The following is a 14,229-nucleotide window of genomic DNA, read 5'->3' as shown; positions in this document are numbered from 1 at the left end:
ACACGCGGCGCGAGCGCCAGCCTGCGGCCTAGCTGCGGATTTTCCACCCGGACTTGAGCAGCACGAATACGCCCAGCGCCAGTACGACGTTCAGGCCCAGCAGCCCTGCCCCCGCCCAGACCACCGGCGCCGCACCCGCCTCCATGTGCCCCGCAATGTCGCTCTGCCCGATGAAACCGTAGCGGAAGCCCGAAATCACGTAGAAGAACGGGTTGAAGTGGCTGATCGTGTAGAACGGCTCGTGCAGCCGGTCGATCGTGTAGAACGTGCCCGACAGCAGGCTGAGCGGCGCGACGATGAAATTGGTCACCGCCGCGTTGTGATCGAACTTTTCCGCCCAGATCGATGTCGCCAGCCCGAAGAAGCCGAGCATCAGCGATCCCATCAGCCCGAACCAAAGAATCGCCCAGGGATGCGCGATCACCAGCCTGGCACCGGGATAGAGGAAAATCGCCAGTGCCACAGCGCAGCCGACCAGCACGGCGCGCGTCACCGCCGCACCCACGATGCCCGCCAGCAGTTCCCCATGCGAAAGCGGGGGCATCAGCAGGTCGATGATCGTCCCCTGGATCTTGCCCGAGAGGAAGCTGAAGCTGGAATTGGCGAAGCTGTTCTGCATCATCGCCATCACGATCAGCCCCGGCGCGAGGAAGCTTTCGAAGGGAACGCCCAGGATTTCACGCCCGCCCCGCCCCAGCGCGACCGAGAAGATCACGAGGAACAGCAGCGTGGTGAAGGCAGGTGCCCACACGGTCTGCGTCTGCACCTTGAAGAAGCGGCGGACCTCCTTGCGATAGAGGCTCCACAGGCCGATCCGGTTGATCCCGTTGATGCGCGGCTCTCCCCAGGCGGGAAGCTGGCGCGCCACGGCATTGTCTGCATCGAAGGTTTCACGCTGGGCCGGTGCTTGATCGCTCATGCCACGCCGCCTAAGCGCGTCGGCGAAGGGTGGCAAGTCGGCGGGTGAATGCCTAGGTTGTCATCGCAATCAGTTTAGATGGAATTGAAATGAGCTGGACCGAAGAGCGTACCGCAACCCTCAAGCGCATGTGGGAAGGCGGCGCCACCGCGACGGAGATCGCCAAGGAACTGGGCGAAGTGTCGCGCAATGCCGTGATCGGTAAGGCCCACCGGCTGGGCCTCAAGTCGCGCCCCTCGCCCGTGAAGGCGGCAGAAAAGAGCAAGAAGAAGGCCGAGCCCAAGGCAAAGCCCGCGCCCAAGAAGGCAGCGCCCGCGCCCAGCGAAGCCGCCAAGCCTGCACCGGCGCCCGCTCCTGCCCCCGCCCCCGCTCCGGCGGCCGCCAAGCCCGCACCCGAGGCGAAGCCTGCTCCGGCGCCGCAAGGCCCCGCCGCACCCGCTGCCGATACGGACGAGGCAGCGGCTCCCGCGCCCAGCAGCCCGCGAATCGTTTCCGTCGGCCCCGGCGGCTTCCTGCGCCAGGGCCCCGGCGATCAGCAGCCCCCGATCCCGCCCGCACCGCCGCGCAGGCTGGTGCCGGCCAAGCCCGATCCCTCGATTGCGGACAAGACCAGCCTGCTCGACCTGAGCGACAAGGTCTGCCGCTGGCCGATGGGCCACCCGGGCGAGCCCGATTTCCATTTCTGTGGCGAAGCGGTGAATCCCGGCTTCCCCTATTGCGTCGAACATTGCGGCCGCGCCTATCAGGCACAGCTGCCGCGCGGTTCGCGCCGCCCCCCGCCCCCGCTGCCCTATGGCGGCCCCCGGGTTCGGTAAGGACCGCAAGGTATCGACAAGACACAAGGCAATGGCCCGGCTTTCGCATCATGGCGAGCCGGGCCGTTTCATATCGGGAGAGACGAGACATGGCCCTTTCACTGCATCAGGCGATCATTCCCAACTGGCTTCAGGTGCTCGGCGCGGTCGACGGCCTGATCGACAAGGCGGAGAATTTCGTGGCCGACGGCCATGCGGAAGAGAAGGCGCTGCTAGAAAGCCGCCTGATCGACGACATGCTGCCGCTCGCCTACCAGTTCAAAAGCTGCTGGACGCACACGCATCTGGCGCTCACCGCAATACGCGAAGGCCGCTTCTCGCCCGACATGAACCCCTACCCCGAAGACTTCGCGTCCCTGCGCGAGATGATCGCGACCGCTCGCAAAACCTGCGAGCAGACGAGCGAGGAAGAGCTTGAGGAGATCGCCGGCAACGACATGGTCTTCGCCATCGGCGACAAGTTCCGGCTGGACTTCACCGTGCAGGACTTCCTGCTCAGCTTCTCCAACCCTAACGTCTATTTCCACTCGGCCACAGCCTACGACACCCTGCGCATGCAGGGCGTCGGGATCGGGAAGCGCGACTATCTGGGCGCGCTGCGGGTGAAGCAGGCCGGCTAGCGCTTGCGCGCGAACCAGATCGTGTGGCGCGGGCCCTTGTTGTTGGGCCGCGCGCGCACCTCGCGCACCTCCACATCGAACCCTGCGTCCTTCAGCCGCGTGGTAAACTTGTGGTCCGGCGCGGCGGACCACACCGCCATGATCCCGCCTGGGTTGAGTGCATCCTTCGTCTTGGCAATGCCGGTGCGCGTGTAGAGCCGGAAATTGCTGTCGACCACGATGCCGTCCGGCCCGTTGTCGACATCCAGCAGGATCGCGTCATACTTGGCACTGGTGCCATCATTGGCATCGTCGATCAGCGCCTCGACATTGCACAGGATCACTTCGCCGCGCGGATCGTCGAGGCTGGCTGCGCTGAGGTGCGAGAGCGGTTCACGCGCCCATTCCAGGATTTCCGGCACCAGCTCGGCCACCACGACCTGCCCGCCTTCGGGAAGATGCGAGAGCGCGGCACGGTAGGTGAAGCCCATCCCGAAACCACCGATCAGGATGCGCGGCTTCGCGGCGGACAGCTCCGCCAGCGTCAGCACGGCGAGCTGTTCCTCCGAATACTGCATGCGCGTACCCATCAGCTCGTCCCGGCCGAGCATGATGATGAAATCGCGCCCGTGGCTGACGAGGGTCAGCGTCTCCCCGCCGGGGATCTGGGCGGTGGCTATTGTTTCGCGTGGCAGCATGGGCGTTGCGATAAACGCTACCGCGCGCGGGCGATAGGCCGGAACACCGACCCTCCGGGAAAAGTTATCAAGGTAACCCCCGAAGGAGAAACCACATGCCCACCACCACCCGTATCGCCGTCGTCCCTGAAGCCGGAGGCGACTTCGCCATTGAGGAACGCGAGATCGCCGATCCCGGCCCGCACGAAGTGCTGATCGAACTGGTTGCCACCGGCGTATGCCACACCGATCTCGCAGTGCAGGCAGGCGACCTGCCGACGAATTTCCCCGTCGTGCTCGGCCACGAAGGTGCAGGGAAGGTCGTCGCCACCGGATCGCACGTGACCGACCTTGCCCAGGGGGACCATGTGGTGCTGTCATACGGGTCCTGCGGCCATTGTCGCCCGTGCCAGGAAGGCGACCCGGCCTATTGCGCCGATTTCAATCCGCTCAACTTCCTGAACAAGCGGCAGGGCGACGATGCCCCGGTCTTCGAAGACGGCCCCAACGTGGCCTTCTTCCAGCAATCGAGCTTCGCCACCTACTCGATCGCGCACGAACGCAACGTCGTGAAGCTCGAGGCTGATGTGGACATCTCGCTGCTCGGCCCGCTGGGCTGCGGGATCCAGACCGGCGCGGGTGCAGTAATGCGCACCGCGCAGCCGCCTGCGGGATCGAGCGTGCTGGTATCGGGCGTCGGCAGCGTCGGCATGGCCGCCGTGATGGGCGCGAAGGTCGCCGGATGCTCTCCCATTGTCGCGGTCGACACCAACGAGGACCGGCTGACGCTGGCGAAGGAACTGGGCGCGACCGACACCGTGCATGTCACCAGGGACACCGATGTGCCCGAAGCCGTGCGCAAGATCGCGGCGGGCGGCGTGGACTACGCCATCGAATGCAGCGGCAATGCCACCGCAGCGCGCGGTGCGTGGGGTTCGCTCGCCAACAGGGGCACGATGGTGGTGGTCGGCGCGCCCCCGTCGGGCACCGAATATTCCTTCGATGCCAACGAACAGATCCTGTCCGGCCGCAAGATCGTCGGCTGCGTGGAGGGCGATTCCAAGGTGAAGCAGTTCATCCCGACACTGGTCGATCTCTACCTGAAGGGGCAGTTCCCGTTCGACCGGCTGGTGAAGCGCTACCCGTTCGACAAGATCAACGAGGCGGTGGCCGATCTGCACGATGGCAAGGTGTTCAAGCCGATCCTCGAAATGGGCTGACCTCGCGGGCGTTCGATACGCCGAAAAAGCAAAGGGCCGCGGAAGCAGTGCTCCCGCGGCCCTTCGTTTGTGCTCTGGCGAGCGACTTAGTCGTCGTCGCGCAGGAAGGCGGGCATGTGCGCGGGGCCGTCGCCGTCCCCGTTATCGCCACCCTTGCCGCCGCGATCGCCGCCACGGTCATCACCGCCACGGCCACGGCCGCCACCGCCACGCGGGCCACGACCGCCGCGACGATCGCCGCCGCCGCGCGGGCCACGGTCACCGCCGCCTTCGCGCTTTTCACGCGGCGGGCGGGTGTCTTCCAGCTCTTCGCCGGTTTCCTGATCCACGACGCGCATCGACAGGCGGACCTTGCCGCGCTGGTCGATCTCGAGGACCTTGACCTTAACTTCCTGGCCTTCGGAAACGACGTCGGTCGGCTTTTCGACCCGCTCGTTCTTCATTTCGGAGACGTGGACGAGGCCGTCCTTGCCACCCATGAAGTTCACGAACGCACCGAAGTCGACGATGTTGACGACCTTGCCGGTGTAGATCTTGCCGACTTCGGCTTCCTCGACGATGCCTTCGATCCACTTGCGCGCGGCCTCGATCTCGTCGGCATTGCTCGACGAAATCTTGATCACGCCTTCGTCGTCGATGTCGACCTTCGCGCCGGTTTCGGCAACGATCTCGCGGATCACCTTGCCGCCCGTGCCAATCACGTCGCGGATCTTCGACTTGTCGATCTGCATGGTCTCGATGCGCGGAGCGTGCTTGGAGACGCCCGAACGCGCCGAGCCCAGCGCCTTGGTCATTTCACCCAGGATGTGCGCACGGCCGGCCTTCGCCTGCTCCAGCGCGGTCTTCATGATTTCCTGCGTGATGCCGGCAACCTTGATGTCCATCTGCAGCGAGGTGATGCCGTTTTCCGAACCGGCGACCTTGAAGTCCATGTCGCCCAGGTGATCTTCGTCACCCAGAATATCGGACAGGACGGCGAACTCGTCGCCTTCCAGGATCAGGCCCATCGCGATGCCCGACACCGGGCGCTCGATCGGAACGCCGGCATCCATCATCGACAGACAGCCACCGCACACGGTCGCCATCGAGGACGAGCCGTTGGACTCGGTGATGTCCGACAGGATGCGGATGGTGTACGGGAAGTCCTCATGGCTCGGCAGCACGGGGTGCAGCGCGCGCCATGCCAGCTTGCCGTGGCCGGTTTCGCGACGGCTGGTGAAGCCGAAGCGGCCCACTTCGCCGACCGAATAGGGCGGGAAGTTATAGTGCAGCATGAAGTGGTTGTACGAAAGACCTTCCAGCCCGTCGATCATCTGCTCGGCATCCTTGGTGCCAAGCGTGGTGGTGCAGATCGCCTGCGTCTCACCGCGCGTGAACAGCGCCGAACCATGCGTGCGGGGCAGCAGGCCGACCATTGCTTCGATCGGGCGAACCTGGTCGAGCTTGCGGCCGTCGATGCGCTGGCCGTCCTTGAGGATGGCACCGCGCACGATCTCGCTCTCGATCTTCTTGACCAGCTTGATCGCGGTCATCTTCTGCTGACCGTCGAACTCTTCGCCCGAATAATGCTCCTTCACCCGCTCGCGCGCGGTGTTGAGCGCATCGGAACGCTGCGACTTGTCGGTCAGCTTGTAGGCCTTGGCGATATCCTCGCCGACCATGTCCTTGATGTAGGCCTTCATGTCCGCGTTGTCGTCGCTCGAAGCGAGTTCCCACGGCTCCTTGGCGGCCTGTTCGGCCAGGTCGATGATCGCACCGATGACCTTGCGGCTTTCCTCGTGCGCGAACATCACGGCGCCGAGCATTTCCTCTTCGGTCAGTTCCTTGGCTTCGGATTCGACCATCATCACCGCGTCCTGCGTCGCGGCGACGACCAGGTCGAGGCGACCTTCTTCGTCCAGCGCGGTCTGCAGGCTCGGATTGAGTTCGTATTCGCCATTGCGGAAGCCGACGCGCGCGGCGCCGATCGGACCCATGAAGGGCACGCCCGAAATGGTCAGCGCTGCCGAAGCGGCGATCATCGCGACGATATCGGGCTCGGTCTCGCCGTCATAGGACAGGACCTGGCAGATCACGTTGATTTCGTTGTAGAAACCTTCGGGAAACAGCGGCCGCACGGGGCGGTCGATCAGGCGCGAGGTCAGCGTTTCCTTCTCCGTCGCGCGGCCTTCGCGCTTGAAGAAGCCGCCCGGGATACGGCCCGCAGCGGAGAATTTTTCCTGATAGTGAACGGTCAGCGGGAAGAAGTCCTGCCCTTCCTTGACGCTCTTGGCGGCGGTCACGGCGCACAGCACCACGGTTTCGCCATAGGTGGCCAGCACGGCGCCGTCTGCCTGACGGGCGATCTGGCCTGTTTCGAGGGTGAGGGTCTTTCCGCCCCACTCGATCGATACGGTTTTCTTGTCGAACATGTATTATCCTAAATGACCCGCCACGCCTGATTGCGCTGGCGGGGCCTACTGCCGGGGATACCGTCCCGGTCCGGTGCGGGGCGTCTTTTCTGCCCCAATGCCCGCCCCCACGCCGAATTGCGTGAAAGCCGGATGGACGAAGGGGCGACCCTTGCGAGCCGCCCCTCCGAGAAAACTCTTACTTGCGAAGACCCAGCTTCTGGATCAGCGCGTTGTACCGCTCCACATCCTTCTTCTTCAGATAGGCGAGCAGATTGCGGCGCTTGTTGACCATCATCAGCAGGCCACGACGCGAGTGGTTATCCTTGTGATGATCCTTGAAGTGTTCGGTCAGGTTCTTGATGCGCTCGGTCAGGATGGCGACCTGCACTTCCGGACTGCCCGTGTCGTTATTGCCCTGGGCGTTGTCCTTGATGATTTCCTGCTTCTTATCGGCAGCAACCGACATATCATTCACTCCGCGACATCGGGAAAATTGAAGCCCCGCACGATTCGCATCGTGCCGCCTTCGATCTCCACCAGCGCCACCGGAACATTGCCCGACTTCGCAAAATAGAGCCCGTTAGCCTGGGGCAGATCCGACAATACCCGGCCCTGGCGGACCGCCTGCGCGCTGTCGGGATCGAGGGAAAGGGCCGGGATGTCGTCCAGCCCCGCCTCTAGCGGCAGGAGGAGGTTTCGAAGGCTCGCGCCCTTAGAGATTTCGCCCAGTTTGTCCAGCGAAATCGCCTGTTCTTCGGTGAACGGCCCAGCCTTCGTCCGTCTGAGATAGGTAACGTGCCCGCGCGTTCCAAGGGCCAGCGCGATATCGCGCGCAAGAGAGCGGATGTAGGTACCCTTGCTGACGATCGCTTCCAGCGTGACGCTTTCGGCGAGTTCCAGCGGCGCGGAAGGGTCGTAGGGGTCCGGGCGGCCGGTGGTGGTCTGGAAGGCGGATTCCAGTTCCTGATCGTCACCCCGAACTTGTTTCGGGGTCCAGACCTCATCCTGCTCTGCCGCATCGGTTGGCAGGCTGGATGCTGAAACGAGTTCAGCATGACGGTAGAGGCCAAGCGAGTGCACCGTCACCTTGCGCGCCTGCAGCTCCACATCCTCACCAGCCCGCGCGCGGTCGTAGGCGCGCTTGCCGTCCACCTTCAGCGCGGAATACGCTGGCGGGACCTGCTCGATCGGTCCGGTGAAGTGGTCGAGCACGCCTGCGATCGCAGCCAGCGGCGGGAAGCGGTCGCTGCGTGCCACCACCTCACCCTCGGTGTCGAGCGTGTCGGTCTCTTCGCCGAACTGGATCGTGAACACGTAGGTCTTGGTCGCATCGAGCATGCGGCCGGCCAGCTTGGTCGCCTCGCCCAGTGCGATGGGCAGAACGCCTTCCGCCAGCGGGTCGAGCGTGCCGCCATGACCGATCTTGGTCTTGGGATATCCGCCTTCCCGCAGCACGCGCTTTACCGCGGCGACGCCCTGGGTCGAACCCATGCCGCGCGGCTTGTCGAGCACGATCCAGCCGTTGGGCGCGCGCTTGTCTTCCACGCTCATTCGTCCGGCCTCACGAAATGGCGGCGGCACACGGCAACATAGCGCTCGTTGCCGCCGATCTCGGTCTGGGCGCCTTCGCTCACCGGCCTGCCCTGCGCATCGACGCGCTGATTCATGGTCGCCTTGCTGCCGCAATGGCAGACGGCCTTCATCTCGATCAGCTTGTCTGCCAGCCCCAGCAAGGCCGCCGATCCGGGAAAGAGGTCGCCGCGAAAATCGGTCCGCAGGCCATAGCAGATCACCGGGATATCATGCCGGTCGGTCAACCGGGCGAGCTGCCAGACCTGCTCTGGAGAGAGAAACTGGGCCTCATCCACCAGCACGCAGGCGAGCGGGCCGTCCTCCTGCTGCATGGCAAGGACCTGCCCCGCCATGTCGGTCTGCGCATCGAAGACGTGCGCTTCGCTGCGAAGCCCGATGCGGCTGTCGATCCCGCTTTGCATGCCGCGTTTGTCCACCTCGGCGGTCCACAAGGACACTTCCATGCCCCGCTCGCGGTAGTTGAACGCGCTCTGCAGCAGCAGCGCGCTCTTGCCCGCATTCATGCTCGCAAAATAGAAATAGAGCTTCGCCATCGGGGCGCCTTACCCATGCGGCCGTAGCGCTGTCCAAGAATTAAGGACCGCGACAGGTTGAAATCGCGATGCTAGCCATTCGACAAGGTTCAGTTTGTGAGGGGACAGAGCAATGGCAAGCGCCGCAGGAACAGCGCAGCAGAAGGGCTTTCTGGGTTGGGTCGAGAGGACCGGCAATCGCCTGCCCGATCCGGTCTTCATTTTCTTCTACCTGATCATCGCTCTGGTGATCGTTTCCATCGTCTGCGCGATGACGGGCGTGTCCGCCATTCACCCGACAGCGGTGGACGAGGCGACCGGCCAGTCCAGCATCATCCAGGCGGTCAGCCTGCTGAGTGCGGAGAACATCCAGCGCCTGTGGGTCGAAATGCCCGCGACGTTCACGCACTTCCATCCGCTCGGCTACGTGCTGGTGGTGATGCTGGGCGCGGGCGTGGCGGAGCGGTCAGGCTTTTTCGCCGCCGGCATGTCCAAGGCGGTAAAGGCCGCGCCCAAGGCGCTGCTGACGCCCGTGGTGGCGCTGGTCGCCATGCTGGGCAATCATGCGGCGGATGCGGGCTACGTGGTGCTGATCCCGCTCGCGGGCATCCTGTTTGCCGCGGCCGGGCGCCATCCGCTGGCGGGTATCGCCGCCGCATTCGCCGGGGTTTCGGGCGGTTTCTCCGCCAATATCTCACCCGGCCAGCTCGATGCGCTGCTTTTCGGGATTACCGAGGAAGCGGTCGGCGCGAGCATGCTCGACCCGGACTGGACCGCCAACATCGCGGGCAACTGGTACTTCATCAGCGCGATGACCTTCATCTTCCTGCCGATCATCTGGTTCGTCACCGACAAGATCATCGAGCCGCGCCTGGGTCCCTGGCGCGGCGGAGCGACCGCCGGTGCTGCGGATGATGACGGCACGAGCCCGGACCCGAGCGAGCACGAGGGCGCGCTGGCATCGAAGGGCCTTCGCCATGCCGGTATTGCCGCGCTGCTCGTCATCGGCCTGTGGATGCTGATGGTCTTCGCGCCGGGCACCCCCTTGATCAACGAAGCCGCCTGCGTCGCTGAGGATGGCACCCGAATTGCGGACTGCTCGATCCACACCGAGCTGGCGCCGCTCTACAGTTCGCTGGTCGCCGCGTTCTTCGTCCTATTCCTGGCAACCGGCTGGGCCTATGGCCGCGCGGCGGGGACGATCGAGAACCACCGCGATCTGGTGAACATGATGGCCGAATCCATGAAGGACATGGGCTATTATCTGGTCCTCGCCTTCGCCGCCGCCCATTTCGTCGCGATGTTCAACTGGTCCAATCTCGGGCTGATTTCCGCCGTGCACGGCGCGGGCGCGATCGAGTCCACCGGCCTGCCACTGCCTGCGGTGATCGGGCTGATGGTGCTGTTCACCGGCCTGCTGAACCTGTTCGTGGGCTCTGCCAGCGCCAAGTGGGCGCTGCTTGCGCCGATCCTGGTGCCGATGCTGATGCTGCTCGGGATCAGCCCGGAAGGCGCGACTGCAGCCTACCGCGTGGGCGACAGCGCGACCAACATCATCACGCCGCTGATGGTGTACTTCCCGCTGATCCTGGTGTTCGCCCAGCGCTGGCAGCCCGATTTCGGCCTCGGCAGCCTGACCGCGATGATGCTGCCCTATTCGATCTGGCTGCTGATCTTCGGCACCGCGCTGATCGTGGGCTGGTTCTACCTCGGCATCCCGCTAGGGCCCGATGCTCCGGTGACCTATGTCATGCCGGAGATGGCAGCGCCTGCGGGGAACTGACGAGCGGCTGACTCTCGTCAGCCCTCTTCGCCCTCCTCGAGGTCACGCGCGACCTTGGGGTCGTTGAGGAGGCGCTCGATCCGGTCCGCCTCGTCGAAGCTTTCGTCGGGGCGGAACTGCAGCTTGGGCGCGAATTTGAGGCCCAGCCGCTTGGCGACCTCGCGCTGGAAGAAGGCGGTGTTGGTGCGCAGCGCCTTGACCACCGCCTCTTCCTCGCTGCCCAGCAGGGGCTTCACGTAGACGCTGGCGTGCTTGAGATCGGGCGTCATCTTCACTTCGGTAACGCTGACCGAATGCGCGGACAGCGTTTCGTCATGCACCTCGCCCCGGGTGAGCAGTTCGGACAGGATGTGCCGCACCCGCTCGCCCACCTTGAGGACGCGGACCGAATGCTGTTCGGCGGAAAATTGCTGTTTGGCCATGGTTGCCCAGAGATAGGGGCGTGGTGCGGTCCGCTCAATCCCCCGGCGCGCGACAATACCGTTTGCGGTGCTAGCTGTCCGTCGGCGGCGGTGTCGGGATCGCGGTGGAGGTGGCTCGGGCGAGCAGGCGGCCTTCGGAATCGAACAGCTCGCCTTCGAGGAAGGCGACCTTGCGCCCCGCCTTCACCACGCGGCCCTTGGCGGTGATCGTTTCGAGCGGGACCATCCGCACGAAGCTGAGGTTCATATCGAGATTGAGCGGCAGCGCCTGGTCGTCGCTATGCGCGAGCAGCGCCGCGCCCATCACCTCGTCCAGAAACCCCGCGATCAGCCCGCCCTGCACCGCCCCTCTGGGAGAGGCGAAGCTGGGCGGCGGATCATAGGTGAAGGTGACTTCGCCCGTCTCCGCGTCCCACGACTGGAACTGAGACCCCATCAGCTCCGCCGAGGGCGAGCGCTGGGTTTTGAAGAGTTCGGTCATAGTAACACCGTCGCCAATGGGAGCGCGAAGGCTATTCCCACAAGAGGCAAGCAACCGTGAGTTACGCCGCTATCGACGTAACGCCAGTTGCGCCCCCACCAAGTTTCCTTCTTCGTACGCTTTTCAGGCTTACGCTTACGCACCCGGCTCTTTGGCATAAGACCTCCTCGTCGAAAGTATCACTTTCGACGAAACGCTACAGCGTCCGTTCACGCTCCTCGACTTCGAAGACTTCGAGCTGGTCGCCCGGCTTGATGTCGTTCGTGTCTTCCAGCACCACGCCGCATTCGAGGCCGGCGCGCACTTCGTCGACGTCGTCCTTGAAGCGCCGCAGCGAGGCGATGGTGGTCGAGGACACGATAACATCGTCGCGGGTGAGGCGGGCGTGGAGACCCTTGCGGATCGAGCCCTCCTCCACCAGCAGACCGGCCGCCTTGTCCTTCTTGCCGGACTTGAAGACTTCCTTGACTGCTGCGCGACCGACGACGTTCTCGATCCGCTCCGGACCCAGCTCGCCCGCCATCTCCTTCGCGATCTCCTCGGTCAGGTGATAGATGACATCGTAGTACATCAGGCGCACCTTCTCGCGCTCGATCTGCTGGCGCGCCTTGGCATTGGGGCGCACGTTGAAGCCGATGATCGGCGCATTGCCGGCAGCCGCCAGCGTCACGTCGTTCTCCGTGATAGCGCCGACGCCCGAGTGCAGGATGCGCACCTTGATGTCGTCGTTCGAAAGATTGGTGAGCGCGGTCTTGATCGCCTCGACCGAACCCTGAACGTCGGCACGAACCAGCAGCGGGAATTCGATCGCCTTGTTGGCAAGGCCGGCGAACATCGCGTCGAAATTGGTCGGAGCCAGCGCGGTGCGCTTCTCGTTCGCCTTGTCCCGGCGATATTCGGCGACCTCGCGGGCGCGCTGTTCGTTCTCGACAACCGTCAGCTGCTCGCCTGCGCCCGGAACACCGCCGAGGCCAAGGACCTCGACCGGCATCGAAGGCCCGGCTTCCTTGATCTGCTTGCCCTGGTCGTCGACGATCGCACGCACGCGGCCGCTTTCCGTCCCGGCGACGAAGCTGTCGCCCTTCTTCAGCGTACCGCGCGTGACCAGCACGGATGCGACCGGGCCGCGGCCCTTGTCCAGCTGCGCCTCGATCACGGTTGCCTCGGCAGCGCGATCGGGATTGGCCTTCAGTTCCATCAGTTCGGCCTGCAGCGCGATCTTGTCGAGCAGTTCGTCCAGCCCGGTGCCCTTGAGCGCCGAGATTTCGACGTCCTGCACGTCGCCCGACATTGCCTCGACGATGACTTCCTGTTCCAGCAGGCGCTCGCGCACCTTCTGGGGATTGGCGTCTTCCTTATCCATCTTGTTGATGGCGACAATGATCGGCGTGCCCGCCGCCTTGGCGTGGCTGATCGCCTCGATCGTCTGCGGCATGATGCCATCGTCGGCAGCAACCACCAGCACCACGATATCGGTGACGTTGGCACCGCGCGCACGCATTTCGGTGAAGGCGGCGTGACCCGGCGTATCGAGGAAGGTGATCTTGTCGCCGTTCTTCGTTTCCACCTGGTAGCTGCCGATATGCTGCGTGATGCCGCCCGCTTCGCCCTTGGTCACGCTGGTACCGCGCAACGCATCGAGCAGGCTGGTCTTGCCGTGATCGACATGGCCCATGATGGTCACGACCGGCGGACGCGGCTTCAGGCTTTCTTCGGGATCGACATCCTCTTCGGCCTTGATGTCGATATCGGCTTCGGAAACCTTCTGGATGTTGTGGCCGAACTGTTCGACCAGCAGTTCCGCGGTGTCCTGATCGATCGTCTGGTTGACGGTGACGGCCATGCCCAGGCTGAACAGTTCCTTCACCAGGTCCGCGCCCTTTTCGGCCATGCGGTTGGCGAGTTCCTGCACGGTGATCGCCTCGGGGACGATCACGTCGCGGGTCTGCTTCTCGCGCGGCTTGGAGGAGCCACCGCCCTGCGAACGGCGCTCCTTCTCACGCGCCCGCTTGAGCGCGGCGAGGCTGCGCGCACGGCGGCCTTCGTCCTCGTTGAGCGCCTTGGTGACGGTCAGCTTGCCCGAACGCCGCTTGTCGGGGCGTTCGGCACCGCGTGCAGGCTTGTCTTCCTTCTTGGGCTTCTTTTCCGGCTTCTTGGGCTCTGGCCGCTGAACGGGCGTGAACTTGCGCGCGGCAGGGCGCGCGGTCTTGCCGCTGCCAGCGTCTTCGGCCGGAGCCGCCTCTTGCTCCGCAGCCTCGGCAGCGGGCGCTTCGGCAGCGGGAGCTTCAGCGGGGGCCTTGGCCTCTTCCTCGGCCCGCTTGGCCGCTTCTTCCTTGGCCTTGGCGTTTTCCTCGGCGCGCCGCTTCTCTTCCTCGGCGGCCTGCCTGGCTTTCTCCTCGTCGCGCTTGCGCGCTTCCTCGGCCTGCCGCAGGCGATCTTCCTCCGCCTCGCGCTGCAGACGCGCGACGCGTTCCTGCGGGGTCTCCCCGGCGGGCGCGGCCTTCTTGGGTGCAGGCTTCTTCGCCGCCGGCTTGGGGGCGGGAGCAGGCGCAGGCTCGGGAGCCGGAGCGGGCGCAGGTGCCTTCGCTTCCTCGGCCGGAGCGGGAGCGGATTCGCCGGGCTTGAGGATCTTGCGACGACGCTTCACCTCGACCGCCACCTTGTTGGTACGGCCGTGGCTGAAGGTCTGCTTGACCTCGCCCGATTCCACGCTCCGCTTGAGGCCAAGCGGTTTACGGGTCCGGGTCTCGTTCTTGTCGTCGCTCATAAAACTCGTTTCTTCCTTCGATCACATCGTCGCGAAATGGCAGGCCAC

13 protein-coding genes are annotated in these 14,229 nt (G+C 64.7%); 4 read left to right on the top strand and 9 right to left on the bottom strand.

The features are described 5' to 3' along the window. Nucleotides 1-28: 28 nt before the first annotated feature. Nucleotides 29-919: an ABC transporter permease gene (locus ADAD_RS0107700; RefSeq protein WP_010412056.1), complete on the bottom strand. Its 891-nt coding sequence runs from the start codon at nt 917-919 to the stop codon at nt 29-31. An 89-nt stretch (nt 920-1,008) separates the two neighbouring features. Here ADAD_RS0107700 and ADAD_RS0107695 point away from each other — a divergent pair, with 89 nt between their 5' ends. Beyond that, on the top strand, nt 1,009-1,734 hold the full coding sequence (locus ADAD_RS0107695) for a GcrA family cell cycle regulator (protein ID WP_010412052.1): 726 nt from the start codon (nt 1,009-1,011) through the stop codon (nt 1,732-1,734). Nucleotides 1,735-1,823: 89 nt separating this feature from the next. Beyond that, nucleotides 1,824-2,354 carry a DUF1993 domain-containing protein gene (locus ADAD_RS0107690; protein ID WP_010412051.1) on the top strand — a complete coding sequence of 177 codons (531 nt, stop codon included), beginning with the start codon at nt 1,824-1,826 and terminating at the stop codon, nt 2,352-2,354. Here the strand turns inward: ADAD_RS0107690 and ADAD_RS0107685 are convergent. Then, nucleotides 2,351-3,031 (bottom strand): hypothetical protein, encoded by a 681-nt coding sequence (locus ADAD_RS0107685; protein ID WP_010412046.1) that lies wholly within the window; start codon nt 3,029-3,031, stop codon nt 2,351-2,353. The genes ADAD_RS0107690 and ADAD_RS0107685 overlap by 4 nt on opposite strands. A gap of 95 nt (nt 3,032-3,126) precedes the next feature. On the opposite strand from ADAD_RS0107685, the gene ADAD_RS0107680 reads away from it, so the two are divergent. Next, nucleotides 3,127-4,230 (top strand): NAD(P)-dependent alcohol dehydrogenase, encoded by a 1,104-nt coding sequence (locus ADAD_RS0107680; protein ID WP_010412043.1) that lies wholly within the window; start codon nt 3,127-3,129, stop codon nt 4,228-4,230. Between the two features lie 86 nt (nt 4,231-4,316). Here the strand turns inward: ADAD_RS0107680 and pnp are convergent, their stop codons facing one another. From pnp to ADAD_RS0107660, 4 genes are all read right to left on the bottom strand, one after another. Next, nucleotides 4,317-6,641, bottom strand: coding sequence for a polyribonucleotide nucleotidyltransferase (gene pnp / locus ADAD_RS0107675; protein ID WP_010412040.1), 2,325 nt, complete (start codon nt 6,639-6,641; stop codon nt 4,317-4,319). 178 nt (nt 6,642-6,819) lie between these two features. Beyond that, a complete protein-coding gene (gene rpsO, locus ADAD_RS0107670) occupies nt 6,820-7,089 on the bottom strand; it encodes a 30S ribosomal protein S15 (RefSeq protein ID WP_010412038.1) in 270 nt (89 codons plus the stop codon). Between the two features lie 5 nt (nt 7,090-7,094). After that, the gene (truB, locus tag ADAD_RS0107665) at nt 7,095-8,174 is read right to left on the bottom strand and encodes a tRNA pseudouridine(55) synthase TruB (protein WP_010412035.1); all 1,080 of its coding nucleotides are present in this window, start codon (nt 8,172-8,174) and stop codon (nt 7,095-7,097) included. Further along, complete coding sequence (locus tag ADAD_RS0107660) at nt 8,171-8,749, bottom strand: thymidine kinase (RefSeq protein ID WP_010412030.1); 579 nt, start codon at nt 8,747-8,749, stop codon at nt 8,171-8,173. The genes truB and ADAD_RS0107660 overlap by 4 nt, the downstream gene beginning before the upstream one ends. Nucleotides 8,750-8,861: 112 nt before the next feature. Here ADAD_RS0107660 and ADAD_RS0107655 point away from each other — a divergent pair, with 112 nt between their 5' ends. Next, nucleotides 8,862-10,511 carry an AbgT family transporter gene (locus tag ADAD_RS0107655; RefSeq protein WP_010412027.1) on the top strand — a complete coding sequence of 550 codons (1,650 nt, stop codon included), beginning with the start codon at nt 8,862-8,864 and terminating at the stop codon, nt 10,509-10,511. A gap of 17 nt (nt 10,512-10,528) precedes the next feature. On the opposite strand, the gene rbfA is transcribed toward ADAD_RS0107655, so the two are convergent. The 3 genes from rbfA to infB all read right to left on the bottom strand — a co-directional run bounded on the left by rbfA (nt 10,529) and on the right by infB (nt 14,181). Then, nucleotides 10,529-10,933: a 30S ribosome-binding factor RbfA gene (gene rbfA, locus ADAD_RS0107650; protein ID WP_010412025.1), complete on the bottom strand. Its 405-nt coding sequence runs from the start codon at nt 10,931-10,933 to the stop codon at nt 10,529-10,531. 70 nt (nt 10,934-11,003) lie between these two features. Further along, on the bottom strand, nt 11,004-11,414 hold the full coding sequence (locus ADAD_RS0107645; protein ID WP_010412022.1) for a PaaI family thioesterase: 411 nt from the start codon (nt 11,412-11,414) through the stop codon (nt 11,004-11,006). 196 nt (nt 11,415-11,610) lie between these two features. After that, nucleotides 11,611-14,181, bottom strand: a complete 2,571-nt coding sequence (gene infB, locus ADAD_RS0107640; protein ID WP_010412020.1) for a translation initiation factor IF-2 — start codon at nt 14,179-14,181, stop codon at nt 11,611-11,613. Nucleotides 14,182-14,229: the final 48 nt, after the last annotated feature.

Source organism: Citromicrobium sp. JLT1363, from assembly GCF_000186705.1.
In the GTDB taxonomy this organism is placed as follows: Bacteria; Pseudomonadota; Alphaproteobacteria; order Sphingomonadales; family Sphingomonadaceae; genus Alteriqipengyuania.
This window is presented reverse-complemented; position numbering and strand designations above follow the sequence as displayed.

Bases quoted from the DNA above. Each gene is read 5' to 3' on its own strand.
- ADAD_RS0107700 (WP_010412056.1), bottom strand. From the start codon at position 919: ATGAGCGATCAAGCACCGGCCCAGCGTGAAACCTTCGATGCAGACAAT.
- ADAD_RS0107695 (WP_010412052.1), top strand. From the start codon at position 1,009: ATGAGCTGGACCGAAGAGCGTACCGCAACCCTCAAGCGCATGTGGGAA.
- ADAD_RS0107690 (WP_010412051.1), top strand. From the start codon at position 1,824: ATGGCCCTTTCACTGCATCAGGCGATCATTCCCAACTGGCTTCAGGTG.
- ADAD_RS0107685 (WP_010412046.1), bottom strand. From the start codon at position 3,031: ATGCTGCCACGCGAAACAATAGCCACCGCCCAGATCCCCGGCGGGGAG.
- ADAD_RS0107680 (WP_010412043.1), top strand. From the start codon at position 3,127: ATGCCCACCACCACCCGTATCGCCGTCGTCCCTGAAGCCGGAGGCGAC.
- pnp (WP_010412040.1), bottom strand. From the start codon at position 6,641: ATGTTCGACAAGAAAACCGTATCGATCGAGTGGGGCGGAAAGACCCTC.
- rpsO (WP_010412038.1), bottom strand. From the start codon at position 7,089: ATGTCGGTTGCTGCCGATAAGAAGCAGGAAATCATCAAGGACAACGCC.
- truB (WP_010412035.1), bottom strand. From the start codon at position 8,174: ATGAGCGTGGAAGACAAGCGCGCGCCCAACGGCTGGATCGTGCTCGAC.
- ADAD_RS0107660 (WP_010412030.1), bottom strand. From the start codon at position 8,749: ATGGCGAAGCTCTATTTCTATTTTGCGAGCATGAATGCGGGCAAGAGC.
- ADAD_RS0107655 (WP_010412027.1), top strand. From the start codon at position 8,862: ATGGCAAGCGCCGCAGGAACAGCGCAGCAGAAGGGCTTTCTGGGTTGG.
- rbfA (WP_010412025.1), bottom strand. From the start codon at position 10,933: ATGGCCAAACAGCAATTTTCCGCCGAACAGCATTCGGTCCGCGTCCTC.
- ADAD_RS0107645 (WP_010412022.1), bottom strand. From the start codon at position 11,414: ATGACCGAACTCTTCAAAACCCAGCGCTCGCCCTCGGCGGAGCTGATG.
- infB (WP_010412020.1), bottom strand. From the start codon at position 14,181: ATGAGCGACGACAAGAACGAGACCCGGACCCGTAAACCGCTTGGCCTC.